This is a genomic window from Aminobacter sp. SR38, assembly GCF_014843375.1.
Classification (GTDB): Bacteria; Pseudomonadota; Alphaproteobacteria; order Rhizobiales; family Rhizobiaceae; genus Aminobacter; species Aminobacter ciceronei.
Window position 1 is genome coordinate 1,553,248 of the sequence record NZ_CP062112.1, and the last position, 25,052, is coordinate 1,578,299.

Consider the following 25,052-nt stretch of genomic DNA (forward strand, 5'->3'; position numbering starts at 1 on the left):
GTCCGCACGGAAGGGTGCACCGAAGCCGTGTCGCCTCGGTGCCATGAGCCTGTCAGAGCATGCCGTCGATAACCGCCGACATTTCCTCAATCGTCATTGCCCCCTTGTAGACTTTCCCGTTGATGAAGAAGGTCGGCGTCGAGTCGACCTTGAAATCGTTCTCGCCGCGGGCGCGCACGGCTCTGATATCGTCCAGAAGCTTCTGGTCAGTCAAGCAGGCCTCGAACGACTCCTGTGTAAAGCCGGCGAGCTTGGAGATCTGCAGCAGCGCATCCTTGGGGTTCTGCGACCCGGCCCAGCTCTGCTGCTGCTTGAACAGCACGTCGACCATCGGGAAGTAGTTGTCCTTCGAGCAGCGCGCCAGCATGAAGCCGGCCTCGGCCAGCGGGTCGAAGGGGAACTCGCGATAGATCAGCCGAGCCTTGCCGGTGTCGATGTACTTGGTCTTCAGCGCCGGCAGCGTCGTCTCGTGGAAATGCGCGCAATGCGGGCAGGTCATCGAGGCGTATTCGACGATGGTGACGGGTGCATCGGCCTTGCCGAGCTGCATGTCAGGCAGGGTGCCGGCTTCGAGCAGCTTGGCCATGTCGACCGAGCCCTGTGCCTCGGGCACCTTCACCGCCTGGGCAGGCGTCGCGGGTGCGGCCGGCGTGGCAGCCGGCGTCGCCGGCTCGGCAGGCTTGGGCGTTGCTGCGTTGGCCTGCTCGCCGGAGTCGCTGCAAGCGGAGAGCAGCGCCGCGGCCGAAACGGCTGCGAGCCCGGTAAGTGCGGTCCTGCGAGAAATCGAACGAAGCATACGAATCACCTGACGATGGTTGGATTTTGCAATGTGCGGTTACGTGAAAGCGATAGTTGGCGCGAATTAAGGCATGGCTGTCCCCAAACCAATCGCAATTTGCCGCAGTTTCAATCACGAAAGCGCGAGAAAGCCGGCATTTTCTACTTTCGGCTGCCCAGGATGCTCGCGCCCAGCTTTTCCAGCGACGCTCGCAGTCCTTCATCCTCGATGAGCCTTACTGCGCCAGTAAGCTTGCCCTGCTCCGCATCGGTCAGCTTGCGCAGGCGTGGACGCGGCTTGGCACCCGTGTTCGCCACCGGCTTCTGCACGATGCGGATGCGTCCGATGGCGTTGAAGCCGAGAAAGGAATTGACCCTGCTGATGATCTCGCCGGTTTCATGCTGGAGATGGAGTGCTGCCGGCCCCGAACAGGCGACGATCAGCACCGCCGGCTCGAACGGATCATCCTCATGCATGCGCCGCGGCCACTGGATCTTCTCGGGCCGCGTGTTGTGGGCCAGGCGTGGGCCGACGATCTCTTCCCAGGACTGGACAAGCCCGACGGAGATGCCGGTGCGCTTGCGCAGGACGGGATCGAGGATGGCGCTTGCCAGATCGCTGACCGGAACGGGATTGCCCGTCCATCTTTTCCCTGCCATGTCGTTCTCCAGGTAACCTTGTCGACATGTAAAGCCGAAGGCAGTTCCGACCACCAATGGCATCCCCAGCACCGACCCGCAAGCATGCCGACGCCGCCGACAACAGGATCGCCGCCGATCTGCTCGGCTGGTACGATGCCAACCATCGCGAACTGCCCTGGCGGATGCCGCCGCGTGAGCTCGCCAAGGGCCTGAGACCCGATCCCTACCGCGTCTGGCTGTCGGAAATCATGCTCCAGCAGACGACCGTCGAGGCGGTGAAACCCTATTTCAGGGCCTTCCTGGAGAAATGGCCCGACGTGGCCGCGCTTGCATCAGCCGAAACCGAAGACGTCATGAAGGCCTGGGCCGGCCTCGGATATTACTCCCGCGCCCGCAACCTCAAGCTCTGCGCCGAGACTGTCGCCGCCCTGCCCGGCGGCCAGTTTCCTGAAACGGAGGATGGTCTGCGCGCCCTGCCCGGCATCGGGCCGTACACGGCGGCTGCCATCGCTTCCATCGCCTTCATGCGGCCTGCGGCAGTGGTCGACGGCAATGTCGAGCGCGTGGTCACACGGCTGTTCTCGATCGCGACGCCGCTGCCGGAGGCCAAGCCGGAAATCCGTGCCCATGTCGAACGCATGCTGGCTGTCGCACGGCCCGGAGATTTCGCCCAGGCGATGATGGATCTCGGCGCCACCATCTGCACGCCGCGCCGGCCGCGCTGCATGCTGTGTCCGCTGCGCGCCGATTGCAGCGCCATCGTCAATGGCGACCCCGAGCTCTATCCGGTCAAGCCGCCGAAGGCCGAGAAGCCGATGCGACGCGGTGCTGCCTTCGTCGCCGTCACGCCTGATGGCTCAGTGTTGCTGCGCAAGCGCTTGGGCAAGGGCTTGCTCGGCGGCATGACCGAAGTGCCAACGACAGGCTGGACCTCGCGCATCGACGGCGCGACGGACACAGACAGCGCGCCTTTTCCCGCCCAATGGCGACGCGCCGGCAGCATCAACCACGTCTTCACCCATTTTTCGCTCGACCTCGAGGTGTTCCGCGCCGACGTCGCATCGCGAACCGCGCTCGACGGCCATTTCTGGTCGGCGGCAGACGAGCTCAATGGCGAAGCCTTGCCAACGGTCATGAAAAAGGTCATCGAAGCTGCCATACCCGGCGCAATGAAACGAGCACACCAGGGAAAGTCATGAGCGAGATCCGCCACATCGTCTACGACATCGGCAAGGTTCTGATCCATTACGACCCAGATATCCCTTTCAGCCGTATCATTCCCGATGCAGTCGAGCGGCGCTGGTTCTTTGACAATGTCTGCACCAGCGAGTGGAATATCGAGCAGGACCGCGGCCGAAGCTGGGAAGAAGCCGAGGCATTGCTGATCGCCGACTTCCCCGAGCATGAAAAGAACATTCGCGCCTTCCGCCTGCACTGGCACGACATGGTGCCGCATCACTATGAAGACAGCGTCGCGCTGATGGAGGGTCTCGTCGCTGCCGGCCACGACGTCACCATGCTGACCAACTGGGCCTCGGACACGTTCCGCGAGGCGCGCGGCCGTTTCCCGTTCCTCGAAACGCCGCGCGGCGTGACGGTTTCAGGCGATGTCGGCCTGATCAAGCCGGACCGCCGCATCTATGACCTGCATGTCGAAACCTTCGGGCTCGACCCAAAGGCTTCGTTGTTCATCGACGACAGCCAGAAGAACGTGAATGCCGCCATCGACGCCGGCTGGCAGGCGGTGCTGTTCACAAATGCGAAAACGCTCGAGGCGGACCTCGAGCGTCTCGGGATCGGACGGTGACTGGAAACCGGCCGATCGGCGAACCCGGGCTGGCTAGTTTGGCTGCCGGAATTCGATTGCTATGGCAGGCGCGGCGCGGTCTCTGAAGGTCCAGAACCGGCGACCCATGATGCCTGCACGCTCGCGCCGGACGATCCGGCGCGGCTGAAGCTTCAGGCGCCCGCCTTTTCCATGCCGACACGGACGATACGGCGCAGTTCGTCGATCTGGGTCAGGCCGCCGGCGCGCTCATAGTGCCAGAAGGTCCAGCCGTTGCAGGCGTCGAGCCCCTGCACCGAGGCGCCGACGCGGTGGATCGAACCGGCGGTGTCGCCGATCGACAGCGTGCCGTCGGCGCGGACCTTTGCCGCCCAGCGCTTCTTGGCGTCGTACAGCGTCGCTCCAGGGGCCAGCAGGCCCATGTCGAGCAGGCTGCCGAAAGCGACACGCGGCTCGGCACGCTTGCCGGTCAGCACCGTCAGCGACGGGCCGTCGAGCGGACGCACCGCGGCGATGCGCTCGTTGGCGGCGTCGATATAGGCCTGTTCGCGCTCGATGCCGACGAAGTGGCGGCCGAGGCGCTTGGCAACCGCACCCGTCGTCCCCGAGCCGAAGAATGGGTCGAGCACCACGTCGCCCGGCTTGGTCGAGGCCATCATGACGCGTGCCAGAAGCGCTTCCGGCTTCTGCGTCGGATGCAGCTTGTTGCCGTCGTCGTCCTTCAGACGTTCGCCGCCGGTACAGATCGGGAACAGCCAGTCCGAGCGCATCTGGACGTCGTCGTTGGAGGCCTTCAGCGCGTCGTAGTTGAAGGTATAGTTCTTGCCCTTCTGGTCGCGCGAAGCCCAGATCATCGTCTCATGGGCGTTCTGGAAACGGCGGCCGCGGAAGTTCGGCATCGGGTTGGTCTTGCGCCAGACGACGTCGTTGAGGATCCAGAAGCCGAGATCCTGCATCGTCGCACCGACGCGGAAGATGTTGTGATAGGAGCCGATGACCCAGATCGTGCCGTTGGGCTTCAGCACGCGGCGGGCGGCAAGCAGCCAGGCGCGGGTGAAGGCGTCGTAGGCACCGAAGCTCTCGAACTGGTCCCAGTGATCGTCGACCGCGTCGACCTTCGACTGGTCCGGACGATGCAGGTCACCGTCGAGCTGCAGGTTGTAGGGCGGGTCGGCGAAGATGACGTCGACGGAGTTCGCCGGCAATTTGTCGAGCGCCGCCACGCAGTCGCCCTTGATGATGGTGTCGAGCCATTCGGACGGCTTTGGCGTGCGGGAAAGCTGGTCGAGAGGACGCACTGCTGACATTCTGATACCCGGGATGACGCGTTACTATTTACTCGCCGTTATGGTTACCGATCAGCGTAAACAATTGATGAAGCGAGCGTTCTAATTTGCGGATCGGGCTGGAATGGTGTAGTTGCCGCGCCTTGAACTTTTCCGCCCCGACGGCGCCCCAGCTTCCCGGACTGCCATGACCCAGCCAGACCTAGTGATATTCGATTGCGACGGCGTGCTCGTCGATTCCGAAATCATCGCCGCCCGCGTCGAAGCGGAACTGCTGACCGCAGCCGGTTTTGAGATATCTGCCGAAGAGATCGCCGAGAGTTATGCCGGCCTGACCTTCAAGGACATCATGCTGAAGATCGAGGAGAAGGCGGCGATCCCCTTCCAGGCCTCGCTGATCAGTCAGGCCGAGGAGCTTGTCGACCGCAAGCTGAAGACCGACGTGCGCGCCATCGACGGCGTTCACGAGGCCGTTGCCGCCGTCACCGCGCCGCGCTGCATCTGCTCCAACTCGACCAGCGAACGCATCGAGATGATGCTCGAGCGCACCCGCATCCTGCCGCTGTTCAAGGGCAGCATCTTTTCGGCGCTGGAAACGCCGAGCAAGAAGCCGAAGCCCGCGCCCGATGTCTTCCTGCACGCCGCAATGACCTATGGCGCCGACCCGGCCAGAACCTTTGTCATCGAGGATTCGGTGCACGGTATTTCGGGCGCCGTTGCGGCCGGCATGCGTGTCATCGGCTTCACCGGCGGCGCCCACAGCTATCCCGGCCATGCCGACGCGCTGACCGAAGCCGGCGCCGAGACGGTGATTCGCCGCTGGGCCGACCTTGGCGGCGTGATCCAGGCACTCAGCATGTGGTCGGAACACGCCTGACGAACGCGGCCGCGCAATGAGCAAGCGGCTGCTGCTGATCAGCGAGAGCGTGGGGACGCCGACGCCGGCGCGCGGCATTCTCAACTACAGCGCCGGCCTGCTCGCCTGCTGCAAGCGCCTCGGTGTCGAAACGACGCTGCTCGTCGAGACGCAGCAAGCGGCCCCGTCGTCGCCTGACGAGATCATCCGCTTCCTCGTCGAAGGCACGGTCGATGGCGCTATCCGTCACAGGCCCCATTGGAAACATCTCTACGTAAAATACGTCCAGTCGCGGCGCCAACGTGACCGGTCTGCGGTCTCTTCTCGACTGCCGGTGCGCAAGCTGGTCCCTGCCGCGACGCCGGGCTCCACGGAGATGGACAAGGCAGCGCCGCACCTTGCCTGGATCGATGCCTTCATGCCCGTCGCCGGCTTCTACAGCGACAGTACCTTGCGGGCGTCCTATGACTTGCCGCCTCCGACTGTCGACGCACGCGGCTTCGACATCGTGCTGATGGACGCCTTCCACTACGTGCAACCGGTCACGGACCAAGGCGCGCGGGTCGTGCTGGTGATCCACGACCTCATCCCGCTCGACGAGCTCTCGGGACGCTACAGGTTCACTTTCGACCAGAAATTCAGGACGGCTCTCGACCAGGCGACCGAGTTGATGTTCGTCTCGGCAGCAACCAGGGACGAATTCAACAGCCGCTTTCCCGACCACGCTGCAAGACTGCCTGCGTCGCTCTTCCCGCCGGTCATTCGGCCCGATCTTCAGTCGGCCGCACAGACTGCAAGCGCCACACCGAAACCGGAGCGGCCGAGATTCGTCTCGATCCTCTCCAACGAACCGCGCAAGAACATCGCCCTTCTGGTCGAAGCCTTCGCCGGCATGGCAGACCGTGCCGAGCTGGTGATCATAGGCAACGTCCCGGCCAGCAATTTTCCACGCGCCGGCTCAAACGTCCGTTTCGTCGGCCAGATCACCGATGACCACAAGGCCGAGCTGCTGCGCTCGGCCTCGGCCCTTGTCTTTCCAAGCCTGAGTGAAGGCTTCGGCATTCCCATCGTCGAAGGCGCCTTGTTCGGCCTGCCCGTCATCTGCTCGGACCTGCCGGTCTTCCGCGAGATAGCAGGCGATCTGGCGATCTTCTTTGATCCGCGCAGCGTCGCAGACCTCGTCCGGCGGCTGGACGAGGTCGCCTCGAGCCCCGCCCATGTCGGGCAGCAGACGGCAGCCCTGCGTGACCGCTGCGTCGCCAGATATGGGGTGGAGGCCGCAACGGCGAGGCTGACAAAACTCCTCGCCTTGCGACAGGGCGACTAGCTGCCGGACCACGTCCGATCGACGAAATCCGCGATCAGCGGCACGATTTCGGGCAGCTTCTCCTCCAGGGCGAAATGCCCGGTCTGAAACAGATGCAGTTCGGCCTCCGGCACGTCGCGAAGGAAGGCATGGGCGCCCGGCTCCGGGAAAAACGGATCGTCCTTGCCCCAGACGACCAGCGTCGGCGGCTGGTGGCGCCGCAGCCAGGCCTGCCATTCGCCGTAACGCGCGACGTTGCTGTGGTAGTCGAACGCCAGGTCGACCTGCGGCTGCTTGCGACCGGGCTGGTCGAGGAAATGCTGGTCGAGCGTCCAGCCGTCCGGCGCCAGCAGTTCCAACTGTCCGACACCGGTCTCGTACTGGAAGCGCGTGCCTGAAAGCGTCAGCAGGTCTCGGATCTTCAGCTCCGCGTCGGGCTGATCCGGCCGCAAGGCGATGAAGTGGCGGGCACCGTCCGACAGGCCCTCTTCATAGGCATTGCCATTCTGGACAATCAGGCCGGCAAACCATTCGGGATGCCGCGTCGCCAGGCGAAAACCGACCGGCGCGCCAAAGTCGAAGAGATAAGCGACGAAGCGGTCCAGCCCCAGTCCCTTGACGAAGCCTTCCATCATGTCGGCGAGGCGGTCGAAGCTGTAGCCGAACGTGCCGCCGGCGCTTGTCGGGAGCGGCGCGTCGCTGTGGCCAAACCCGGGATAATCGGGCGCGATGACCCGGTAGCTGTTGCCGATGGCGTCGATCAGTCGGCGGAACTGGTGCGAAGCCGAGGGAAAGCCGTGCAGCAACAGCAGTACCGGCGCGTCAAGGCCGGCCTGGGCCGGGATCGACTCGCGGTAGAAGACGCGGATGCCATCGACGTCGAGATAACGATGGGCCACGCGAGGAAAAGCCAGGATTGTCACTTCACATGCCTTCAATGTAGAATTACGCATTAGCAATCTTGGTTGAATTACCTAATGTGTCAATGGCAATTTTCGGAGTTAGCATGAGCCCCGACACCCCCCCTCTCACCGGCGAGCTGCTTGGGCTGGACCTGATCAACACGCGCGCACGCAGCGGCACCGACAGCATCGACCATCTGGCGACGCCTGACGGGTTGCGGACCTGGGTGGCGCTGCAGGGCGAGCGGCTGGCACAATATGGCGGGAACGTTCTGGCAGAGGCGTCGCAAACCGACCTCGCCGCCATTCACGCGGTGCGCAAAACTGCGAGCCAGCTCGTCGACAATATCAGGCACGGCAAGGCGCCTTCAGACGCCAGCCTGCGCGAACTCAACCGGACGCTGTCTGCTGCGCCGGTTTATCTCGAACTGCGATGGTCGGGGTCGTCACTGGCGGTGGCGCCAAGGCGCACCGGCTCGGTCATCGCCGATCTCGCCGCGCATCTTGCCGAAGCAGTGGCACTTGTGCTGACCGACCCCGGCGTCGGCACCATCCGCAAATGCGAAGCCGAGGATTGCACCATGCTGTTTCTGCCGGCGAGCAGTCGCCGACGCTGGTGTGCTGCGGCGCGCTGCGGCAACCGCATGCGCGTCGCGCGCTACTACCAGCGCCACAAGGACAGCTGAACGTTCAATGCCCTGAACCCAGCGCATCGAGCAGCCACTCGCTCAGCATGCGCACCTCCGGTCGCGGCGTCCTGGGATGGACGAGGTGGAAATCATAACCATCGATGGTCGGCCCGAACGGCTGGACCAGAACGCCTGACGCAAGATCGTCGGCGACGAGCACGAGGCTGAGCAGCGCCACCCCCTGCCCGGCCACCGCCGCCTGCACGGCATGGCCGTCGTCGTTGAAGCTGATGCCGGCATCGGCGTCGACGCCGTCAACCGCAGCCGCGTCGAACCAGCGCCGCCATGTCGGCGTGTCGGCATTCGGGTGCCTCCATCGCGAATGGAGCAGCGTGACGTGGCGCATGTCGTCAAGCGTCTTCAAGCCCAGGCGGGCACTGCACACCGGCGCGAAGCGATTGGCCATCAGCCAGGTAGAACTGAGATCCGGAAAGGGCCCGCGACCATACCGCACGGCAGCGTCGGCGATGCCGGTGCGAAAATCGACAGGATCGTCCGACGCATGCAGGCTGAGGTCGACAGCTGGGTATCGCTCACGGAACGACGCCACCCGTGGCACCAGCCAGCGCGCGGTGAATGAGGTCGTGGCCGAAAGCGTGACCACGCTGCGGCGGCGCTCCGAGACACGGTCGAGCGCTTCGGCGAACGCGTCGAAACCGTCGCGCAGCACCGGGTAAAGCTCACGCCCCTCACGCGTCAGCACCACCTGCCGCGTGCGGCGATCGAACAGCCGCAAGGCCAGAGTTTGCTCCAGCAGCCTGATCTGGTGGCTGATGGCGGTTGGCGTAACCCCCAGTTCCCAAGCGGCCTGCTTGAAGCTCGCATGCCGGGCGGCGGCCTCGAAGGCACGCAGCGTCGCAAGCGGAGGCAGTTGGCGATGCATGATTTCAACTCATCCATTGCATGACGAATTCGATTTCGCCACGCACCATATCACCCACTATTTGCATATGGAACGCGAGCGGACGCCAACGCACCACGCGCGCTCACATGAATTCCTCTATCTTATGGGAACCCCTGAAATGACCCGGATCCTGCATATCGACGCCAGCGCTCGGCTGCATTCTTCAGCCGAGAATCCGTTCGGATCGCACAGCCGGCGCCTCGGCGCGCGTTTTGCACTGGCATGGCGCGCCACGCATGGAAGCGATGAAAACATCGTCTATCGCGACGTCGGCCAGCAGCCGCCACAGCCGGTGTCAGGCGCCTGGATCCACGCCGCGTTCACCAAGCCGGAGCAACGCCTGCCTTGGATGAGCGAGACGCTTGCCGAAAGTGATGTCTTGATCGACGAGTTGCTTGCGGCCGACATCATCGTTGCCGGCGTGCCGATGTACAATTTCGCGCCGCCGGCACAATTCAAGGCGTGGATCGACAACATCGTGCGGGTCGGCCGCACCTTCGGCTTCGACCGGTCGCGGCTAGGCGATCCCTACTGGCCGCTGCTCGCCGGCGCCGGCAAGACACTCGTCATCCTGTCTTCGCGCGGCGACCACGGCTATGGCAAGGGCGGCAGGATCGAGGCGCTCAACCACGTCGAGGCCAGCATCGCGACCGCCTTCAACTACATCGGGATCACCGACATCAGGTCGGTGGCAATCGAGTTCGACGAATTCGCCGACGCCAGACTAAAGGCGTCGATCGAAGAGGCCGAAGCCGAGGTCGACGCGCTTGTCGAGACACTGGTCAGGGAACGACAGCAGCGAAACGCCGCTTGAGGCATTGCCGGCGCCTGCGTCCTCCTTTGGACGCGGGCGCTTCTGGCATGCGAACCGGTGCTGCGTGCTTCGCGGCGCTCCGGATCGTCTGGCCGAGACGTTACTGCTGGGCGGGCTTCTTCGCCGGACCTTCGTCGTAGCCGACATAGATCACGATGTCGCGCGCCGTCGGATTGGGGATGTTGATGTTCGGCACGGTGAACACCCACTGTGTCGCCACCGACGGATCGGTCACCTGCACGGCGTTCTTGTGCAGCTCGGAATAAAGTACCTCCTCGCCACGGGTCACCGCGACGCGGATCGGCATGGTGATCGTACCGGCACCGCCGGCAGGACCGACAACGACCTTGCCGGCAACGCCGACCTTGATGGTCATCGTGCCATCGGCGCGCGTGCAGCTGCGGGTGACGTCGGTGATCGCCGACTGATGGACGAGCTTTGCTGGGTCGTCCTGGCCGCCCTTGGCATAGCTGTTGAAGAAGGCGGTGCCGTCACGCAAGGTGATGTTGGGGCAGTAGGCAAGCAGTTCGCTGGCCAGGATCTTGCCCTCTTCGGCCGCGATCACCTTGGGATCCTTCGGGGCGGGAGGGCTAAAAAAGCCGCCGCTGCCGCCTGATTGGCAGCCTGTGACGGCGAGCATAAAGCCGGCGGTCGCCAAAGCCGTCAGAAAACGGCCGTCGATCAAACGAAACACCATGAACTGCACTTCCCTCTCGCAAAGCAGTCGTTCTATATCAACCGCGCGGCAAAAATGCGACTGACGGAGCGCAGTTTTCCCGTCCTGCCGACAGGCAGCAGGTCGCATAGCCTTGGATTGGATAGATATGCACTATGTGAGCACCCGTGGGGAAGCGCCCACGCTCGGATTTTCTGATGCTGTACTTGCCGGCCTGGCACGCGACGGCGGCCTTTACCTCCCGGCGCAGTGGCCGACTTTCAGCCCCGCCGAAATCCGGGCGATGCGAGGCCTGAGATATCCTGATCTCGCGATCAAACTGCTGACCCCGTTCCTCGGTGGCGAAATCAAGCCTGATGTCTTCGAGCGCCTGGTTCGCGAAGCCTATGGCACGTTCCGCCATGAAGCGGTCTGCCCACTGGTCCAGACCGGCGCCAACAGCTTCGTGCTCGAGCTGTTCCATGGCCCCACCCTCGCCTTCAAGGACGTCGCCATGCAGCTCCTGGCGCGGCTGATGGACCATGTGCTTGCCGAACGTGGCCAGCGCGCGACCATCGTCGGCGCAACCTCGGGCGATACGGGCGGCGCTGCGATCGAAGCCTTTGCCGGGCGCGAACGCACCGACATCTTCATCCTGTTTCCGCATGGCCGCGTCTCGCCGGTGCAGCAGCGCCAGATGACCACCTCCGACGCCGCCAACGTGCATGCGCTGTCGATCGAAGGAAACTTCGACGACTGCCAGGGCCTGGTGAAGGACATGTTCAACGACCACGGCTTCCGCGACCGTGTTCAGCTGTCGGGCGTGAATTCGATCAACTGGGCCCGCATCATGGCCCAGATCGTCTATTATTTCTCCTCCGCCATCTCGCTCGGCGCCCCCGACCGGCCGGCGTCGTTCACCGTGCCGACCGGCAATTTCGGCGACATCTTCGCCGGCTATGCCGCCAAGAAGATGGGACTGCCGATCGACCAGCTGGTCATCGCCACCAACGACAACGACATTCTCGACCGCACGCTGAAGAGCGGCGAGTACCGCCAGACCGGCGTGGTGGCCACCACCTCGCCATCGATGGACATCCAGGTTTCGTCCAACTTCGAGCGCCTGCTGTTCGAGGCTTCCGACCGCGATCCAGCGGTGGTGCGCCGCTACATGGCCAGCCTGAAGCAGTCCGGTGCATTCACCATCGAGGCCCCGGCGCTGGCTGCGATCCGCGGCGAGTTCGGTGCCGGGCGCGCCGACATGACCGAGACCGCTGCGACCATCCGCGCGACGCTCGACAAGAGCGGCTACCTGCTCGACCCCCACACAGCGACCGCCGTGCATGTCGCGTCCAGCCTGCCCAAAAGCGATGTGCCAATGGTCGTACTCGCCACCGCGCACCCGGCAAAGTTCCCCGCCGCCGTACTTGCAGCCAGCGGCATCGAGCCTGCTTTGCCAAAATGGCTGTCGGGGCTGATGGAACGTAAGGAAAAGTTCACGGTACTTCCATCAGAGATAAAAATGGTGGAAGATTACATTAGCCGCCGCACACGAGTGGCGGATTAGGGAGTAGGCGTAATATGGGTGTTGAGGTAAGCCGTCTGTCGAACGGCCTGACAGTGGCCACTGAAACACTTCCAAGCGTAGAGACAGTCGCTCTCGGCACATGGGTCAAGTCTGGCGCGCGCAACGAGCGTGACGACGAACATGGCATGGCCCACCTGCTCGAGCACATGGCTTTCAAAGGCACCAAGAACCGGACCGCCTTCCAGATTGCCTCGCAGATCGAAAATGTCGGCGGCGAAATCAACGCCGCCACATCGGTCGAAACGACCTCCTTCTACGCCCGCGTGCTGTCAGACGACGTGCCACTGGCCGTCGACATCCTGTCCGACATTCTCCAGGATTCGGAGTTCGACCCGGACGAGCTCGAACGCGAGCAGCACGTCATCCTGCAGGAAATCGGTGCCGCGCACGACACGCCGGACGACATCGTCTTCGATCGCTTCACCGAAACCGCTTTCCGTCACCAGACCATCGGCCGTTCGATCCTCGGCACGCCGGAGACGGTGAAATCCTTCACCTCCGCCAATCTTCACGACTTCATGACCCGCCAATACGGCGCCGAGCGGATGGTCGTGGTCGCTGCCGGCGACGTCAAGCATGACGAGTTCGTCCGCCACGTCGAAAAGCGCCTCGGCAACTTCCGCTCCAAGGCCGAAAGCGCCATTCCGCAATATGCGCAATATGTCGGCGGCGACTTCCGCGAAGACCGCGACCTGATGGACGCGCAGATCGTGCTCGGCTTCGAAGGCCGCGCCTACCATGTGCGCGACTTCTACGCCTCGCAGGTGCTGTCGATGATCCTCGGCGGCGGCATGTCCTCGCGACTGTTCCAGGAAGTGCGCGAGAAGCGCGGCCTCTGCTACTCGGTCTATGCCTTCCATTGGGGCTTTTCCGACACCGGCATCTTCGGCATCCATGCCGCCACCGGCCAGAGCGACATCGCCGAACTGATTCCCGTCATCATCAACGAGCTGCAGCGGACAGGCGAGAACATCCTGCTCGAAGAGCTGGACCGCGCCCGCGCGCAGTATCGCGCCGGCTTGATCATGTCGGCCGAGAGCTGCTCCAGCCGCGCCTCGCAGATCGCGCGCCAGCTCCTGCTGTTCGGCCGTCCGATCGCCAAGGAAGAGCTGATGGAACGGCTCGGCGCACTCACCGTCGACCGCCTGACCGACCTGTCGTCGCGGCTGTTCTCGACCCGCCCGACCATCACCGCGGTTGGTCCCGTCGGCACGCTGGCGCCTTACGAATCAATCCTGGACTCGCTGCCGGGCGCACAGGCAACCGCCCGCAAGCTCGCCGTCTGAGCAGCTTTTGCACGCATGTTCTCGCTCTCGCTTTTTCGCCGCGATACCCCGGCACTGAGAGGCGAACGCGTCAATCTGCGCCTGCCAAACTGGCGCGACTATCACGAATGGGTCACGCTGCGCGGGGAAAGCCGCTCTTTCCTCGAACCGTGGGAGCCGCGCTGGGCGCCCGACGAACTCGACCGTTCAGCCTGGCGCATTCGCCTTGCGCGCTACCAGGATGAATTCATCCAGGGCACCGCGGCTGCCTTCTTCATCTATGAAAATGCGAGCGGCAAGCTCGTCGGCGGCATCACGCTCGGCAACATACGCTACGGCGTCGCCCAGACAGGGCATATCGGCTACTGGATCGGCGAGCGATATGCCGGCCGGGGCCTGATGGTCGATGCCCTCAAGCTGGTCGTGCGGCATGCCTTCGATACGCTTCGGTTGCACCGGATCGAGGCTGCCTGTATCCCCGACAACGCACGCTCCGTACGCGTGCTTGAAAAAGCCGGATTCCGGCGCGAAGGACTTTTGCGATCCTACCTCAGGATCAACGGCGAATGGCATGACCACTACCTCTACGCACTGATTGCGGACGACCCGCAAGCTGTCACCATGAAGGCCTGAACTTGTCGAAGCATTTCCTGCTGGCGCCGTTGTTTGCGCTCATCGTTTCCGTTGTCGCGAGCGTCTGTGCGGTGTCGCAGGCCTTGGCCGTGGAGCCGATCAAGATCTCCCGTGACGACGTCGCGCTCAATCTCACGGGCGCGGTCGAGATCTACAGGAATCAGGGCGAGAACTTCCAGGTTTCCACGGCCCCCGGCGCCGACGGCATCGTGCGCCGCATCGAGGTTGAGGCCAACGACCAGCGCTCCAGCGGCGACTGGGCCGTCTTCGCGCTCGCCAACACCACCGACCAGCAGCTCGATCGCCTGATCGTTGCGCCGCACTTCCGGCTTGTCGGCTCCGGCCTGTTCTGGCCCGACCTCGGCTCCAACCGCCTCACCGCCATCACGCCTTCCGAAGGCCTCGCTGTCGACCGCCAGGCGAGCCCCGACGCCGACGTCTTCCTGGTCACGCTCAACCCGGGTGCCGTCGTCACCTTCATCGCCGAGCTTGCTTCACCCAAGCTGCCGCAGGTCTATCTGTGGGATCCGGAATCCTACAAGGACACCGTCAATTCCTACACGCTGTTCCGCGGCATCGTCATCGGCATCGCCGGCCTGCTCGCGCTGTTCCTGACCATCCTGTTCGTGGTCAAGGGAACCTCGATGTTTCCTGCCACCGCAGCGCTTGCCTGGGCGGTGCTTGCCTATATCTGCGTCGACTTTGGCTTCCTCAACAAGGTCATCGAGGTATCCCCCGGCAACGAGCAGATATGGCGAGCGGGCACGGAGGTGGCGCTTGCCGGCACCTTCGTCGTGTTCCTGTTTGCCTATCTCAACCTCAACCGCTGGCATGGCCATTTCAGCTATGGCGCCTTCGTCTGGATCATCGGCCTGTTCCTGATCGCCGGCGTCGCCATCATCGATCCGGCAGTTGCCGCAGGCATCGCGCGCATCTCGTTTGCGGCAACCGCGCTCACCGGCCTCGGCCTGATCGTCTATCTCAGCATTCGCGGCTATGACCGCGCCATCATGCTGGTGCCCAGTTGGGCGATGGTGCTGATATGGCTCAGCGGCTCGTGGATGGCGATAACAGGCGTCCTCGACAACGACATCGTCCAGCCGGCGCTCGGCGGCGGCCTGATCCTGATCATCCTGTTGATCGGCTTCACCGTCATGCAGCACGCCTTCGCCGGCGGCGGCGCCCATCAGGGCCTGTTCAGCGACATGGAACGGCAGGCACTCGCCATCTCCGGCTCCGGCGACATCGTCTGGGACTGGGACGTGCTGCGCGACCGCGTGGTCACCCGTCCCGACGTCTCGGTCCAGCTCGGCCTTGCGCCGAACAGCCTGGGCGGTGCTGCCCGCAACTGGCTGCCGGTGCTGCATTCCGACGACCGCGATACGTTCCGCACAACGCTCGACGTCGTGCTGGAGCACCGCCGCGGCCGCGTCTCGCAGAGCTTCCGCCTGCGCGGCGCCGACGGCCACTACCACTGGTTCCAGCTCAAGGCGCGGCCAGTCATCGGCTCCGATGGCGAGGTCATCCGCTGCGTCGGCACCATGGTCGACGTCACCGAACAGAAGAAATCCGAAGAGCGCCTGTTGCACGACGCCGTGCACGACAACCTGACCGGCCTGCCCAACCGCGAGCTGTTCATGAACCGGCTCGAGGCGATCATCTCGATCGCCCGCACCGAAGAGAAGGTCCGCCCGTCGGTGTTCGTCATCGACATCGACCGCTTCAAGCAGGTCAATGACGGCCTGGGCATTTCGGCCGGCGACACCATCCTTCTGACCATCGCCCGCCGCCTGCACCGGCTGCTCAAGCCCAAGGATTCGCTGTCGCGCTTTGCCGGCGACCAATTCGCGCTGATGCTGTTGTCGGAACAGGATCCGTCGCGCATCGCCGCCGTCGCCGACGCCATCAAGCAGGCGATCAAGGCGCCGATCACCTTCGCCAAGCGCGAGATCGTGCTGACCGCCTCCGTCGGCCTGATCACCTGGACAACCGCCCAGGCGACCGCCGAGGACATGGTCAAGGACGCCGAACTGGCGATGCACCAGGCCAAGCGTTTCGGCGGCGACCGCATCGAACCGTTCCGTCCGGCCTTCCGCACCGTCGGCACCGATCGCCTGCAGCTCGAATCGGACCTCCGCCGCGCCATCGAGCGCAAGGAATTCACCCTCGCCTACCAGCCGATCGTGCGACTGGAAGACGGCAGCGTCGCCGGCTTCGAGGCGCTGCTCAGATGGGACCACCCGCGTCGCGGCATGATCCCGCCGGGCGATTTCATCCCCGTTGCCGAGGGCTGCGGCCTGATCGTCCAGCTCGGCCTGTTCGCCATGCAGCGCGCCGCCGAGGATCTGGCCGACTGGCAGAAGCAGATCAGCGACGCGCCGCTGTCGGTTTCGGTCAATCTGTCGAGCCGCCAGCTCATCCGCCGCGACCTCGTCAGCGATGTCCGCTCGGTCATCGCACGGGCCAATCTCAAGCCACGCTGCTTCCGCCTGGAGCTGACGGAATCGCTGGTCATGGACAATCCCGAGCAGACCAACCACGTGCTGACCAAGCTCAAGCAGCTGGGCATCGGCCTGTCGCTCGACGATTTCGGCACCGGCTATTCGTCACTCGCCTATCTCACCCGCTTCCCCTTCGACACCATCAAGATCGACAAGAGCTTCGTCGACGACACCTCACCCAAGCGCGCGGTGCTGCTCAAGTCGATGGTCAACATGGCGCATGAGCTTGGGCTATCGGTGGTCGCCGAAGGCATCTCCGACGAGAGCGACGCGCTCGAACTGCGGCAGATGGGCTGCGAATATGTGCAGAGCTTCATGTTCGGCGCGCCGGTTCCCGGCGACCAGGCGCTGAAGATGCTGAAAGAGCAGTATCCGCTTGCTCAGGCGTGACCGGCAGCGCTGCTGAGCCGCGCAAGGTCGATGCCGAGCGTGGCCAGGATGCGGTCGTATTTGCGGTCGATGTCGGTGTCAAACAGAAGCTCCGACGTCGCCGGGCAGGTCAGCCAGCCATTCTCGGCGATTTCGCTTTCGAGCTGGCCGGCGCCCCAGCCGGAATAGCCGAGCGCCATCAGCGCATGGCGCGGCCCGCGTCCGGCGGAAATGGCGCGCAGGATGTCGACGGTCGCCGTCAGGCAGATCTCTTCTGAGACAGGCAACGAGGACTCGACCTTGTAGTCGTCGCTGTGCAGCACGAAGCCGCGGCTGCGGTCGACCGGCCCGCCATTGCGGACGATGAAGTCCTTGGCCTTGCCAGGCAGCCGGATCGCTTCCTGCTCGTCGAGTATCCCGAGTTGCACAAGCAGATCAGGAAACAGCAGCGGCTGGACCTGGTTGATGATCAGACCCATGGCGCCTTCGTCGCTATGGGCACAGATGTAGATCACGGCACGCGAGAACCTGTCGTCCTTCATCCCCGGCATGGCGATGAGGAACTGATCGTCGAGAAAACCGCGCTGCGAGGCGCCCTTTTTCTGGCGTAAGAGGTCCATGGCTTGAAGGTAACGCGTTTCCTGCCGTCTTGAAAGATGGCGCACGGCGCGACGCATTCATCTTTTGACAGGCAACGTCACGCAAAAATGATGCGATGTGTTGGCGCCCCCTGTTGCGGACGCTGCGGGAGGCTATCAAATCACCGCCATGAAAATTGCGCTCCACTCCGCGATCGGCCTCTGCGCGGCATTGCTTGCCGCTGCCCCGGCCCACGCCTCCTCGTCAGCCTGGTTCGAGGCCGATGGCGGCCGTTTCCGCTTGGTCACCTCGGGGGCGCCTGATGCATCCGGCAAGCTGCAGGGCGTGCTCGACATCGAGCTCAAGCGCGGCTGGAAAACCTATTGGCGGGACCCCGGCAATTCCGGCGTGCCGCCGCAGATCGACGTCTCGGCAAGCCGCAACGTATCGGGCGTCGACCTGTCCTACCCGGCGCCGCGCCGTCATGACGACGGCTATGCCAAATGGGCCGGCTACGACCACTCCGTGCGCCTGCCCGTGAGCTTTACCGTCGCCGCCCCGGGCGAACCGGCGACCATCACCGCCAACGTCTTCCTCGGCGTCTGCGAGACGATCTGCGTGCCGGTGCAGGCCACGCTTGAGGTCGATCCCGCCGCCGATCCCGACAATCCAGGCGATGCCATCCTGGTGAAGACGGCGCTTGCCGCCCTCCCCGGTGCCGCACAAGAGGACTTCGGCGCCACGCTGGAGCCGACCGAAGGCGAGCATGTCTCGATCACCGCGACGGCGCCTGGTCCCGCCGATGAGCTGGATGTCTTCGTCGCCGGCGTCGACGGCTACGTCTTCGGCACGCCCGAGCGGCACATAGAGGGCGGCAAGGCGGTGTTCACCGTCAAGCTGCTCGAACGCCCTGACACAAAGCCAGCCGGCAAGGGACTGCCCTACACGCTGACAAGTGCTGCAGGCGCCGTCGAGGGATTTTTGCCCTATCCCTGACTTTTTACCCTATCCCTGAAAAGAGCTGTCCAGCTTCCTATATCCAGCTGGCCATTGGACGCGGGCGACATCTGCGCTAGGTGATTGCCGCGTCCTTCCGATTTCAACTCGAACTCTACGCTTACGAGGAAATTCATGACCATTTCGATCGGCGACAAGCTGCCAGCGGCCACGTTCAAGACGATGACCGCCGATGGCGCCAAGAGCATCAGCTCCGATGAAATCTTTGCCGGCAAGAAGGTCGTGCTGTTTGCGGTACCGGGCGCCTTCACGCCGACCTGCAGCAACAACCACCTGCCCGGCTATGTCGAGAACCATGACGCGATCATCGCGCGCGGCGTCGACACCATTGCGGTGGTTTCGGTCAACGACGTCCATGTCATGGGCGCCTGGGCCCGGTTCAGCGGCGGCGAAGGCAAGGTGCAGTTCCTCGCCGACGGCAGCGGCGATTTCGCCCGCGCCATCGGCCTCGACACCGACCTTTCGGCCGCCGGCATGGGCCTGCGCTCGAAGCGTTATTCGATGATTGTCGAAGACGGCAAGGTCGCCCAGCTCAACCTCGAGGGCGCACCCGGCCAGGCCGTCGATTCGGGCGCGGCCCGCATTCTCGAACAGCTCTGAGACGGACACAGCTCCAAGACTGAAAAGGGCGCGCGGCCTTACGGCGGCGCGCCCCACTCGGGCCTGGCAGAAGGCCTATGCCTTGCGGCCACTCTTGAACGGCGCCATACCCTCACGCGCCAGCTCGTCGGCGCGTTCGTTCTCGGGATGGCCGGCATGGCCCTTGACCCAGTGCCACTTGACCTTGTGACGCCTGTTGGCCTCATCAAGCGCCTGCCACAGCTCGCCGTTCTTGACCGGCTTCTTGTCGGCGGTCTTCCAGCCGTTTTTCTTCCAGCCGTGGATCCATTTCGAGATCCCGTCCATGACGTATTTGCTGTCGGTGTGCAGGTCGATCTCGCACGGCTCCTTGAGGGAGTTCAGGGCAGATATGGCAGCCAGCAACTCCATACGGTTGTTGGTGGTCTCCGCCTCGCCGCCCGACAGCTCCTTGACCTTGGCCTTGTAGCGCATGAGCGCCCCCCAGCCACCCGGACCCGGATTGCCCGAGCAGGCGCCATCGGTGAAAATTTCAACTTGCTTCATTTCAGTCCGTATTCCTGGGCGGTCTTGATCGTCCGGTGGAAGCGCATGCGGCGGATGTATTCCGACGGGTCACGCTTCATCACCAGCCCGCCGTCCGGCACCGTCAGCCAGTCGTAGAGCCGCGTCAGCATGAAGCGCAGGGCCGAGCCGCGCGCCAGGATCGGCAGCGCTGCCTTCTCGTCCGCGCTGAGCGGGCGGACACTCTGATAGCCGTCCAGCAGGGCCGTGCCCTTGGTCAGGTTGAAGGAAAAATCCTTCTCGAAGCACCAGGCATTGAGGCAGGTGGCGAGGTCGTAGGCGTAGGCGTCGTTGCAGGCGAAATAGAAGTCGATCAGGCCCGACAGATTGTCGCCGAGGAAAAACACATTGTCCGGGAACAGGTCGGCGTGAATGACGCCCGACGGCAGGTTCTTTGGCCAGTTCTTCTCGAACTCGGCAAAGTCGGCGTCGACTTCGCGGGCGAGCCCGGGCTCGACTTCGTCGGCACGTGGATGTGCTGCATCCCAGAGCTTGCGCCAGCCATCGATGGCGAGCGAATTCGGCCGCGTCATCGCAAAGTCCCTGCCGGCGATGTGCAGTTCGGCCAGCGCCCTGCCGACCTCGCGGCAATGCACGACCTGAGGCCGGCGCAACCACATGCCTTCCAGGAAGGTGATGATGACGGCCGGACGGCCGGCCAGCGTGCCGATGACATTCCCGTCCTTGCCGTCGACCGGCAGCGGGCAGGAAATGCCCTTGTGGGCAAGATGCTGCATCAGGCCGAGGAAGAACGGCAGGTCCGCCTTGTCGACTCGCTTCTCATACAGCGTCAGGATGTATGACCCTGTCGTCGTGTGCAGCAGGAAGTTGGTGTTCTCGGTCCCCTCGGCAATGCCCTTGTAGGACAGCAACTCGCCAACCGGATAATTGCGCAGGAACGCTTCGAGCTCGCCCTCGCCGACGTCGGTATAGACAGCCATCAGCCGTTACCGTTGACGAAGGCCATGTCGGCTGGCGTCAGCTCGACGTCGCGCAATACCCGCATCACCGGAAACTCCTCCGTCTCGGTCGCCGTGATGGCGAGTTCCACGTTCACCTCGAAGCGTTCGCGGAAAGCGTTGATGATCTCGTCGACGATGATCTCGGGCGCCGAAGCCCCCGCCGACAGGCCCAGCGTAGCGATGCCGCCGATGTCGTTCCACGGGATCTCCGACGCGCGCTGAACCAGCAGCGACATCTTGGCCCCTGCCCGCTCGGCGACTTCGACGAGGCGGCGCGAATTGGACGAGTTGGGCGCGCCGACGACGAGATAGAGGTCGGAGCCCGGCGCCGTTTCCTTGACCGCGTCCTGGCGGTTGGTGGTGGCATAGCAGATCGATTCGGCGGCAGGCGCCTCCATCGCCGGGAACTTCTCCTGCAGCGCCTTGAGGATGCCTGCGGTGTCCTCCACCGAAAGCGTCGTCTGGGTGACGAAACCAAGGGCTGCCGGATCGGCCGGCGTGAAATTGCGGACGTCGGCCTCGGTTTCGATCAGCGTGACCGCACCCTCGTCCAGCTGGCCCATGGTGCCGATCACCTCGGGGTGGCCGGCATGGCCGATCAACAGCACGTGGCGGCCCTTGCGCTGGTGGCGCATCGCCTGCTTGTGCACCTTGGATACCAGCGGACAGGTGGCGTCGAGATAGAACAGGTTGCGCGCCACCGCATCCGCCGGCACCGACTTCGGCACGCCATGGGCGGAAAACACGACCGGCGCGTCGTGATGCTCGTCGGGGATCTCGTTGAGTTCTTCGATGAAGACCGCGCCGAGATTCTGCAGCCCCTCGACGACGTAACGGTTGTGCACGATCTCGTGGCGGACATAGACCGGCGCGCCGTATTTCTTCAGCGCCAGCACGACGATCTGGATCGCCCGGTCGACGCCGGCGCAAAAGCCGCGCGGCTGGCAGAGCCTGATCGTCAGGGGCGGTTTGGCAATCGTCTGGAGCATCTGATCCGCTTCTTCGTTCAGGGCCGAAATGATGTCTGTGCCCCCTTGCTGTCAAGGGAGGCTGAAGCACCGCGCGTCTTCTTTGGCGTGCAAAGGACGCCCTGGCACTCTGGAACCGTGCGCGATCCCGAATTCCGGGATCATGCAAGGTCAGTCATTTGCCGTCGGGCCGACGCAGCAGCCAGACGCCCATGACACCCAGCAGCGCCGCCGCCAGCCCATACCAGGTGACCGCGTATTGCAGGTGGTTGTTGGGCATGTCGACCATGGTCACCCCGCCGACCGGCAAGCCGCCAGGATTGGGCGTCTTGTCGGCATCGACGAAGAACGGCAGCACGACCGCATCGGCAGGCAGCCCGGCGCTCGCCGCCATGGCGTCGCGGTCCTTCCAGTAGAAGACGTTCTTGGCCGCGTCGTTGTCGGGCACCAGCGAACCCGGCTTGCCCTCCAGCGGGTTGCGCGCCAACCCGACGATGCTGACGGGGCCCGTCACCTGTCCGGTCGGCCGCTTGGTCGCGTCCTTGAGGTCGTAGGGAACGAAGCCGCGGTTCAGCAGAACGAAGCGGCCGTCATCCAGCTTCAGCGGCGTGTAGACGTAGAAGCCGGACTGGCCTTCCCATGTCGCCAGGAAATGCCGCTCGCCGTCATGCATGAAGGTGCCCGATAGCGCGACCGGCCAATAGTCGACGTCGGCGGTGGCGCGGTACTTCACTTCCATTTCAGCCAATGGCAATGGCTGCGACTTCGTCCGTTCGGCGATCTGCGCGATCAGTTCCTCTTTCCAATAGAGCCGCTGGACCTGCCAGCTGCCGAGCACGAGCAGCAGCGCAAAGGCAATCGTGCCGAGCACGAGCATCAACACGTGCCCGGAACGTCGCGCCGGGACCGTCATCGTCTTTTCCTGGATCATTCGCCCTTGTCCAAACGCCCTTCGGCTGCCTTGTTGCGATACTGCAGCGTTATCAGCACGCCCTTGATGAGGCGCAGCGAGCCGAGGCCGAGTGCCACGGTCAAAGGGATCCACAACAGCAGATGGAGCCACAGCGGCGGTCCATAATTGACCTCGAGCCACAGCGCGAGCCCGACCACGACAAAGCCGATGATCAGGATGACGAACACCGCCGGACCGTCGCCGGCATCGGCAAAGGAATAATCGAGCCGGCAGACGCCGCACTCCTTGCCGACGGACAGGAAGCTGGAGAACAGCCTGCCTTCACCGCAACGCGGACAGCGCCCCTTGAGCCCGGCCGCGATCGGCTCGACCGGCGGCCAGATTGCTCGGTCTTCGCTCATGGATTTATCTCGATGGGAGTGCCGTTTGCGACCATCTGCCAGATCTCCGCCATGTCCTCGTCGGTAACGGCGATGCAGCCGTTCGTCCAGTCGAACATCTGTATCAGCCAGGACCACCAGCCATATCCGTTCGGTTGGCCGTGGATCATAATCATTCCGCCAGGTTCGACACCTGCCCTCTTTGCCGCAGCCACGTCGTCAACATTCGGGTAGGAGATGTGGATCGACCTGAAATAGCCGCTTTCCGGGTTGCGCCAGTCGAGCAGATAGCGGCCTTCGGGCGTGCGTTCGTCGCCCTCCATCGCCTTGTGCCCCATCGGGTTCGCGCCGAGCACCATGGCGTAGCTGCGAACCACCTTGTCGCCGGAAAGCAGCTCGAGCCGGCGCTCCGACTTGTCGACGCGGACGAGATCGACCTCGCCCGCTTGCGCAGTCATAGTCGAGGCAAACAGGGTAATCATGCAGGCGAAGCGTCTTGTCGGCATGCCGGATGATTGCACCGGGAAAGCGCCCAAAAAAAGAGAAGGCGGCCGCGTTGCCGCGACCGCCTTGCAACAGGAACCGGATCGATCAGTGGCCGTGGGCGATGGTGCCGCCAACCGAACCCCAGATGTAGATCGCGGCGAACAGGAACAGCCACACCACGTCGACGAAGTGCCAGTACCAGGCCGCTGCCTCGAAGCCGAAATGCTGCTTCGGGGTGAAGCCGCCGCGCATGGCGCGGAACAGGCAGACCAGCAGGAAGATGGTGCCGACGATGACGTGGAAGCCGTGGAAGCCCGTCGCCATGAAGAAGGTCGCGCCGTAGATCGAGTCCTTGAAGGCAAACGGAGCGTGGATGTACTCGTAGGCCTGCACGAACGAGAACAGGATGCCGAGGCCGACCGTCAGCGCGAGGCCGTTGACCAGGCCCTTGCGGTCGTTGTGCAGCAGGGCGTGGTGCGCCCAGGTCACGGCCGTGCCCGACAGCAAAAGGATGATCGTGTTGTAGAGCGGCAGGTGGAACGGATCGAGGATCTCGATGCCCTTCGGAGGCCAGACGCCGCCGGTGAATTCAGCGCGCATGACCTGATGCGCTTCATTCGGGAACAGCGCCGCGTCGAAGAACGCCCAGAACCAGGCGACGAAGAACATCACCTCGGAGGCTATGAACATGATCATGCCATAGCGCAGGTGGAGCGAGACGACGCGGGTGTGATGGCCCTCATTGCCTTCCTTGATCGTATCCGACCACCAGCCGAACATGGTGTAGAGCACGATCAGCAGGCCGATCAGAAAGATCCAGTAGTTGGCGCCGGCCATGTTGTAGCCGAAGACCGGGAAGCTGCCGCCCTTGAGATGCTGCATCCAGGCGACGCCGCCGAATGCCATGATCAGCGCACCCAGCGAGGCGAGGAACGGCCACGGGCTGGGATCGATGATGTGATAGTCGTGTTGTGGTTTCGCGTGCGCGTCTGCCATATCAGCCCCCGGCTTTTCCGTCGGAATTAACATTTTTCGCTTCGCCGTCAACCTTGGGCGCGACAGCCACAGGCTTTTCCCCCGCAATGGGGAAGAAGGTATAGGACAGCGTGATCGTCTTGACGTCCTTCATTTCAGGCACGTTGACGATTTCCGGATCGACGAAGAACACCACCGGCATGTCGAGCGTTTCGCCCGGCTTCAACGTCGTGTCGGTGAAGCAGAAGCACTCGACCTTGTTGAAATAGGCGCCGGCGATCTCCGGTGTCACGTTGAAGGTCGCACGGCCCTGGGTCGGCGTGTCGAAGACGTTCTTCGCCGTGTAATGGATCTGCTTGGTCTCGCCGATCTTGATCTGGACGTCGCGGGCCACGGGCTGGAAATCCCACGGCAGGCCGCCCGACACATTGGCGTCGAAACGGACGGTGATCTCGCGGTCGAGGATCTTGTCGGAATATTGCTCGACGCGCTGCGTCGTGCCGCCATAACCGGTGATCTGGCAGAACATGGCGTAGAGCGGCACCGCGGCATATGCCATGCCGACCATGCCGCCGACGAAAGCGACGCACATGCCCGCAACCATCCGGTTGGAGCTCTGCTTCTTCAGGTCGACAGCCTTGGTGTCGTCGGTCATG

At 63.8% G+C, this 25,052-nt stretch carries 27 protein-coding genes; 12 read left to right on the forward strand and 15 right to left on the reverse strand.

Going from position 1 to position 25,052, the window contains the following annotated elements; translation table 11 throughout:
* Window positions 1–52: 52 nt before the first annotated feature.
* Window positions 53–796, reverse strand: a complete 744-nt coding sequence (locus tag IG197_RS07570; protein ID WP_182575275.1) for a DsbA family protein — start codon at window positions 794–796, stop codon at window positions 53–55.
* 143 nt (window positions 797–939) lie between these two features.
* Entirely contained in the window at window positions 940–1,437 is a 498-nt protein-coding gene (locus IG197_RS07575; protein WP_067964536.1) for a DUF721 domain-containing protein, read from the reverse strand.
* A 56-nt stretch (window positions 1,438–1,493) separates the two neighbouring features.
* On the opposite strand from IG197_RS07575, the gene mutY reads away from it, so the two are divergent.
* On the forward strand, window positions 1,494–2,618 hold the full coding sequence (mutY, locus tag IG197_RS07580; RefSeq protein ID WP_192318032.1) for an A/G-specific adenine glycosylase: 1,125 nt from the start codon (window positions 1,494–1,496) through the stop codon (window positions 2,616–2,618).
* A complete protein-coding gene (locus tag IG197_RS07585) occupies window positions 2,615–3,226 on the forward strand; it encodes an HAD family phosphatase (RefSeq protein WP_182575273.1) in 612 nt (203 codons plus the stop codon). Before mutY ends, IG197_RS07585 begins: the two co-directional genes overlap by 4 nt.
* A 152-nt stretch (window positions 3,227–3,378) precedes the next feature.
* Here IG197_RS07585 and IG197_RS07590 read toward each other — a convergent pair whose 3' ends face one another.
* Window positions 3,379–4,512 (reverse strand): site-specific DNA-methyltransferase, encoded by a 1,134-nt coding sequence (locus IG197_RS07590; protein WP_192318034.1) that lies wholly within the window; start codon window positions 4,510–4,512, stop codon window positions 3,379–3,381.
* A 166-nt stretch (window positions 4,513–4,678) separates the two neighbouring features.
* On the opposite strand from IG197_RS07590, the gene IG197_RS07595 reads away from it, so the two are divergent.
* Both IG197_RS07595 and IG197_RS07600 read left to right on the forward strand, forming a co-directional pair.
* On the forward strand, window positions 4,679–5,368 hold the full coding sequence (locus IG197_RS07595; protein ID WP_192318036.1) for an HAD family phosphatase: 690 nt from the start codon (window positions 4,679–4,681) through the stop codon (window positions 5,366–5,368).
* A gap of 16 nt (window positions 5,369–5,384) precedes the next feature.
* Window positions 5,385–6,674: a glycosyltransferase family 1 protein gene (locus IG197_RS07600; RefSeq protein ID WP_192318038.1), complete on the forward strand. Its 1,290-nt coding sequence runs from the start codon at window positions 5,385–5,387 to the stop codon at window positions 6,672–6,674.
* Here the strand turns inward: IG197_RS07600 and IG197_RS07605 are convergent.
* Window positions 6,671–7,576, reverse strand: a complete 906-nt coding sequence (locus IG197_RS07605; protein WP_246765332.1) for an alpha/beta fold hydrolase — start codon at window positions 7,574–7,576, stop codon at window positions 6,671–6,673. The two genes, IG197_RS07600 and IG197_RS07605, sit on opposite strands and share 4 nt — an antisense overlap.
* A gap of 83 nt (window positions 7,577–7,659) precedes the next feature.
* On the opposite strand from IG197_RS07605, the gene IG197_RS07610 reads away from it, so the two are divergent.
* Window positions 7,660–8,241, forward strand: coding sequence for an ABATE domain-containing protein (locus IG197_RS07610; protein WP_192318042.1), 582 nt, complete (start codon window positions 7,660–7,662; stop codon window positions 8,239–8,241).
* A 4-nt stretch (window positions 8,242–8,245) separates the two neighbouring features.
* On the opposite strand, the gene IG197_RS07615 is transcribed toward IG197_RS07610, so the two are convergent.
* Window positions 8,246–9,127, reverse strand: a complete 882-nt coding sequence (locus IG197_RS07615; protein ID WP_192318044.1) for a LysR substrate-binding domain-containing protein — start codon at window positions 9,125–9,127, stop codon at window positions 8,246–8,248.
* A 139-nt stretch (window positions 9,128–9,266) separates the two neighbouring features.
* Between IG197_RS07615 and IG197_RS07620 the strand changes: the two genes are divergently transcribed.
* Entirely contained in the window at window positions 9,267–9,962 is a 696-nt protein-coding gene (locus tag IG197_RS07620) for an FMN-dependent NADH-azoreductase (RefSeq protein WP_192318046.1), read from the forward strand.
* A 100-nt stretch (window positions 9,963–10,062) separates the two neighbouring features.
* On the opposite strand, the gene IG197_RS07625 is transcribed toward IG197_RS07620, so the two are convergent.
* Window positions 10,063–10,659 (reverse strand): hypothetical protein, encoded by a 597-nt coding sequence (locus tag IG197_RS07625; protein WP_067964554.1) that lies wholly within the window; start codon window positions 10,657–10,659, stop codon window positions 10,063–10,065.
* 127 nt (window positions 10,660–10,786) lie between these two features.
* Between IG197_RS07625 and thrC the strand changes: the two genes are divergently transcribed.
* Genes thrC through IG197_RS07645 form a run of 4 tightly spaced genes read left to right on the forward strand, consistent with a single transcriptional unit; the run spans window position 10,787 to window position 16,994 of the window.
* Window positions 10,787–12,184, forward strand: coding sequence for a threonine synthase (thrC, locus tag IG197_RS07630; RefSeq protein ID WP_192318048.1), 1,398 nt, complete (start codon window positions 10,787–10,789; stop codon window positions 12,182–12,184).
* Window positions 12,185–12,198: 14 nt separating this feature from the next.
* Window positions 12,199–13,491, forward strand: a complete 1,293-nt coding sequence (locus IG197_RS07635) for a pitrilysin family protein (protein ID WP_067964558.1) — start codon at window positions 12,199–12,201, stop codon at window positions 13,489–13,491.
* Between the two features lie 15 nt (window positions 13,492–13,506).
* Window positions 13,507–14,103: a GNAT family N-acetyltransferase gene (locus IG197_RS07640; RefSeq protein ID WP_067964560.1), complete on the forward strand. Its 597-nt coding sequence runs from the start codon at window positions 13,507–13,509 to the stop codon at window positions 14,101–14,103.
* Window positions 14,104–14,105: 2 nt separating this feature from the next.
* On the forward strand, window positions 14,106–16,994 hold the full coding sequence (locus IG197_RS07645) for an EAL domain-containing protein (RefSeq protein ID WP_067964562.1): 2,889 nt from the start codon (window positions 14,106–14,108) through the stop codon (window positions 16,992–16,994).
* On the opposite strand, the gene IG197_RS07650 is transcribed toward IG197_RS07645, so the two are convergent.
* The gene (locus IG197_RS07650) at window positions 16,985–17,593 is read right to left on the reverse strand and encodes a YqgE/AlgH family protein (protein ID WP_067964563.1); all 609 of its coding nucleotides are present in this window, start codon (window positions 17,591–17,593) and stop codon (window positions 16,985–16,987) included. The two genes, IG197_RS07645 and IG197_RS07650, sit on opposite strands and share 10 nt — an antisense overlap.
* A gap of 148 nt (window positions 17,594–17,741) precedes the next feature.
* Here IG197_RS07650 and IG197_RS07655 point away from each other — a divergent pair, with 148 nt between their 5' ends.
* Window positions 17,742–18,548 carry a protein-disulfide reductase DsbD domain-containing protein gene (locus IG197_RS07655; protein ID WP_246765333.1) on the forward strand — a complete coding sequence of 269 codons (807 nt, stop codon included), beginning with the start codon at window positions 17,742–17,744 and terminating at the stop codon, window positions 18,546–18,548.
* Between the two features lie 135 nt (window positions 18,549–18,683).
* On the forward strand, window positions 18,684–19,169 hold the full coding sequence (locus IG197_RS07660; protein ID WP_154386006.1) for a peroxiredoxin: 486 nt from the start codon (window positions 18,684–18,686) through the stop codon (window positions 19,167–19,169).
* Between the two features lie 75 nt (window positions 19,170–19,244).
* Here the strand turns inward: IG197_RS07660 and rnhA are convergent, their stop codons facing one another.
* The 8 genes from rnhA to IG197_RS07700 all read right to left on the reverse strand — a co-directional run bounded on the left by rnhA (window position 19,245) and on the right by IG197_RS07700 (window position 25,051).
* A complete protein-coding gene (gene rnhA / locus IG197_RS07665; protein ID WP_067964568.1) occupies window positions 19,245–19,694 on the reverse strand; it encodes a ribonuclease HI in 450 nt (149 codons plus the stop codon).
* The gene (locus IG197_RS07670) at window positions 19,691–20,653 is read right to left on the reverse strand and encodes a homoserine kinase (RefSeq protein ID WP_067964570.1); all 963 of its coding nucleotides are present in this window, start codon (window positions 20,651–20,653) and stop codon (window positions 19,691–19,693) included. Before IG197_RS07670 ends, rnhA begins: the two co-directional genes overlap by 4 nt.
* Window positions 20,653–21,663 carry a 4-hydroxy-3-methylbut-2-enyl diphosphate reductase gene (gene ispH / locus IG197_RS07675; protein ID WP_067964572.1) on the reverse strand — a complete coding sequence of 337 codons (1,011 nt, stop codon included), beginning with the start codon at window positions 21,661–21,663 and terminating at the stop codon, window positions 20,653–20,655. The genes IG197_RS07670 and ispH overlap by 1 nt, the downstream gene beginning before the upstream one ends.
* 154 nt (window positions 21,664–21,817) lie before the next feature.
* Window positions 21,818–22,573, reverse strand: a complete 756-nt coding sequence (locus tag IG197_RS07680; RefSeq protein ID WP_192318050.1) for an SURF1 family protein — start codon at window positions 22,571–22,573, stop codon at window positions 21,818–21,820.
* Entirely contained in the window at window positions 22,570–22,956 is a 387-nt protein-coding gene (locus tag IG197_RS07685; RefSeq protein ID WP_192318052.1) for a DUF983 domain-containing protein, read from the reverse strand. Before IG197_RS07685 ends, IG197_RS07680 begins: the two co-directional genes overlap by 4 nt.
* Window positions 22,953–23,441 (reverse strand): murein L,D-transpeptidase family protein, encoded by a 489-nt coding sequence (locus IG197_RS07690; protein WP_192318054.1) that lies wholly within the window; start codon window positions 23,439–23,441, stop codon window positions 22,953–22,955. The genes IG197_RS07685 and IG197_RS07690 overlap by 4 nt, the downstream gene beginning before the upstream one ends.
* Before the next feature lie 85 nt (window positions 23,442–23,526).
* Window positions 23,527–24,417, reverse strand: coding sequence for a cytochrome c oxidase subunit 3 (locus IG197_RS07695; RefSeq protein WP_067964577.1), 891 nt, complete (start codon window positions 24,415–24,417; stop codon window positions 23,527–23,529).
* Between the two features lies 1 nt (window position 24,418).
* On the reverse strand, window positions 24,419–25,051 hold the full coding sequence (locus tag IG197_RS07700) for a cytochrome c oxidase assembly protein (protein WP_067966957.1): 633 nt from the start codon (window positions 25,049–25,051) through the stop codon (window positions 24,419–24,421).
* Window position 25,052 lies beyond the last annotated feature (1 nt).

Coding starts and splice junctions, on each gene's coding strand:
- IG197_RS07570 (WP_182575275.1), bottom strand. CDS start 796: ATGCTTCGTTCGATTTCTCGCAGGACCGCACTTACCGGGCTCGCAGCC.
- IG197_RS07575 (WP_067964536.1), bottom strand. CDS start 1,437: ATGGCAGGGAAAAGATGGACGGGCAATCCCGTTCCGGTCAGCGATCTG.
- mutY (WP_192318032.1), top strand. CDS start 1,494: ATGGCATCCCCAGCACCGACCCGCAAGCATGCCGACGCCGCCGACAAC.
- IG197_RS07585 (WP_182575273.1), top strand. CDS start 2,615: ATGAGCGAGATCCGCCACATCGTCTACGACATCGGCAAGGTTCTGATC.
- IG197_RS07590 (WP_192318034.1), bottom strand. CDS start 4,512: ATGTCAGCAGTGCGTCCTCTCGACCAGCTTTCCCGCACGCCAAAGCCG.
- IG197_RS07595 (WP_192318036.1), top strand. CDS start 4,679: ATGACCCAGCCAGACCTAGTGATATTCGATTGCGACGGCGTGCTCGTC.
- IG197_RS07600 (WP_192318038.1), top strand. CDS start 5,385: ATGAGCAAGCGGCTGCTGCTGATCAGCGAGAGCGTGGGGACGCCGACG.
- IG197_RS07610 (WP_192318042.1), top strand. CDS start 7,660: ATGAGCCCCGACACCCCCCCTCTCACCGGCGAGCTGCTTGGGCTGGAC.
- IG197_RS07615 (WP_192318044.1), bottom strand. CDS start 9,127: ATGCATCGCCAACTGCCTCCGCTTGCGACGCTGCGTGCCTTCGAGGCC.
- IG197_RS07620 (WP_192318046.1), top strand. CDS start 9,267: ATGACCCGGATCCTGCATATCGACGCCAGCGCTCGGCTGCATTCTTCA.
- IG197_RS07625 (WP_067964554.1), bottom strand. CDS start 10,659: ATGGTGTTTCGTTTGATCGACGGCCGTTTTCTGACGGCTTTGGCGACC.
- thrC (WP_192318048.1), top strand. CDS start 10,787: ATGCACTATGTGAGCACCCGTGGGGAAGCGCCCACGCTCGGATTTTCT.
- IG197_RS07635 (WP_067964558.1), top strand. CDS start 12,199: ATGGGTGTTGAGGTAAGCCGTCTGTCGAACGGCCTGACAGTGGCCACT.
- IG197_RS07640 (WP_067964560.1), top strand. CDS start 13,507: ATGTTCTCGCTCTCGCTTTTTCGCCGCGATACCCCGGCACTGAGAGGC.
- IG197_RS07650 (WP_067964563.1), bottom strand. CDS start 17,593: ATGGACCTCTTACGCCAGAAAAAGGGCGCCTCGCAGCGCGGTTTTCTC.
- IG197_RS07655 (WP_246765333.1), top strand. CDS start 17,742: ATGAAAATTGCGCTCCACTCCGCGATCGGCCTCTGCGCGGCATTGCTT.
- IG197_RS07660 (WP_154386006.1), top strand. CDS start 18,684: ATGACCATTTCGATCGGCGACAAGCTGCCAGCGGCCACGTTCAAGACG.
- rnhA (WP_067964568.1), bottom strand. CDS start 19,694: ATGAAGCAAGTTGAAATTTTCACCGATGGCGCCTGCTCGGGCAATCCG.
- IG197_RS07670 (WP_067964570.1), bottom strand. CDS start 20,653: ATGGCTGTCTATACCGACGTCGGCGAGGGCGAGCTCGAAGCGTTCCTG.
- ispH (WP_067964572.1), bottom strand. CDS start 21,663: ATGCTCCAGACGATTGCCAAACCGCCCCTGACGATCAGGCTCTGCCAG.
- IG197_RS07680 (WP_192318050.1), bottom strand. CDS start 22,573: ATGATCCAGGAAAAGACGATGACGGTCCCGGCGCGACGTTCCGGGCAC.
- IG197_RS07685 (WP_192318052.1), bottom strand. CDS start 22,956: ATGAGCGAAGACCGAGCAATCTGGCCGCCGGTCGAGCCGATCGCGGCC.
- IG197_RS07690 (WP_192318054.1), bottom strand. CDS start 23,441: ATGCCGACAAGACGCTTCGCCTGCATGATTACCCTGTTTGCCTCGACT.
- IG197_RS07695 (WP_067964577.1), bottom strand. CDS start 24,417: ATGGCAGACGCGCACGCGAAACCACAACACGACTATCACATCATCGAT.
- IG197_RS07700 (WP_067966957.1), bottom strand. CDS start 25,051: ATGACCGACGACACCAAGGCTGTCGACCTGAAGAAGCAGAGCTCCAAC.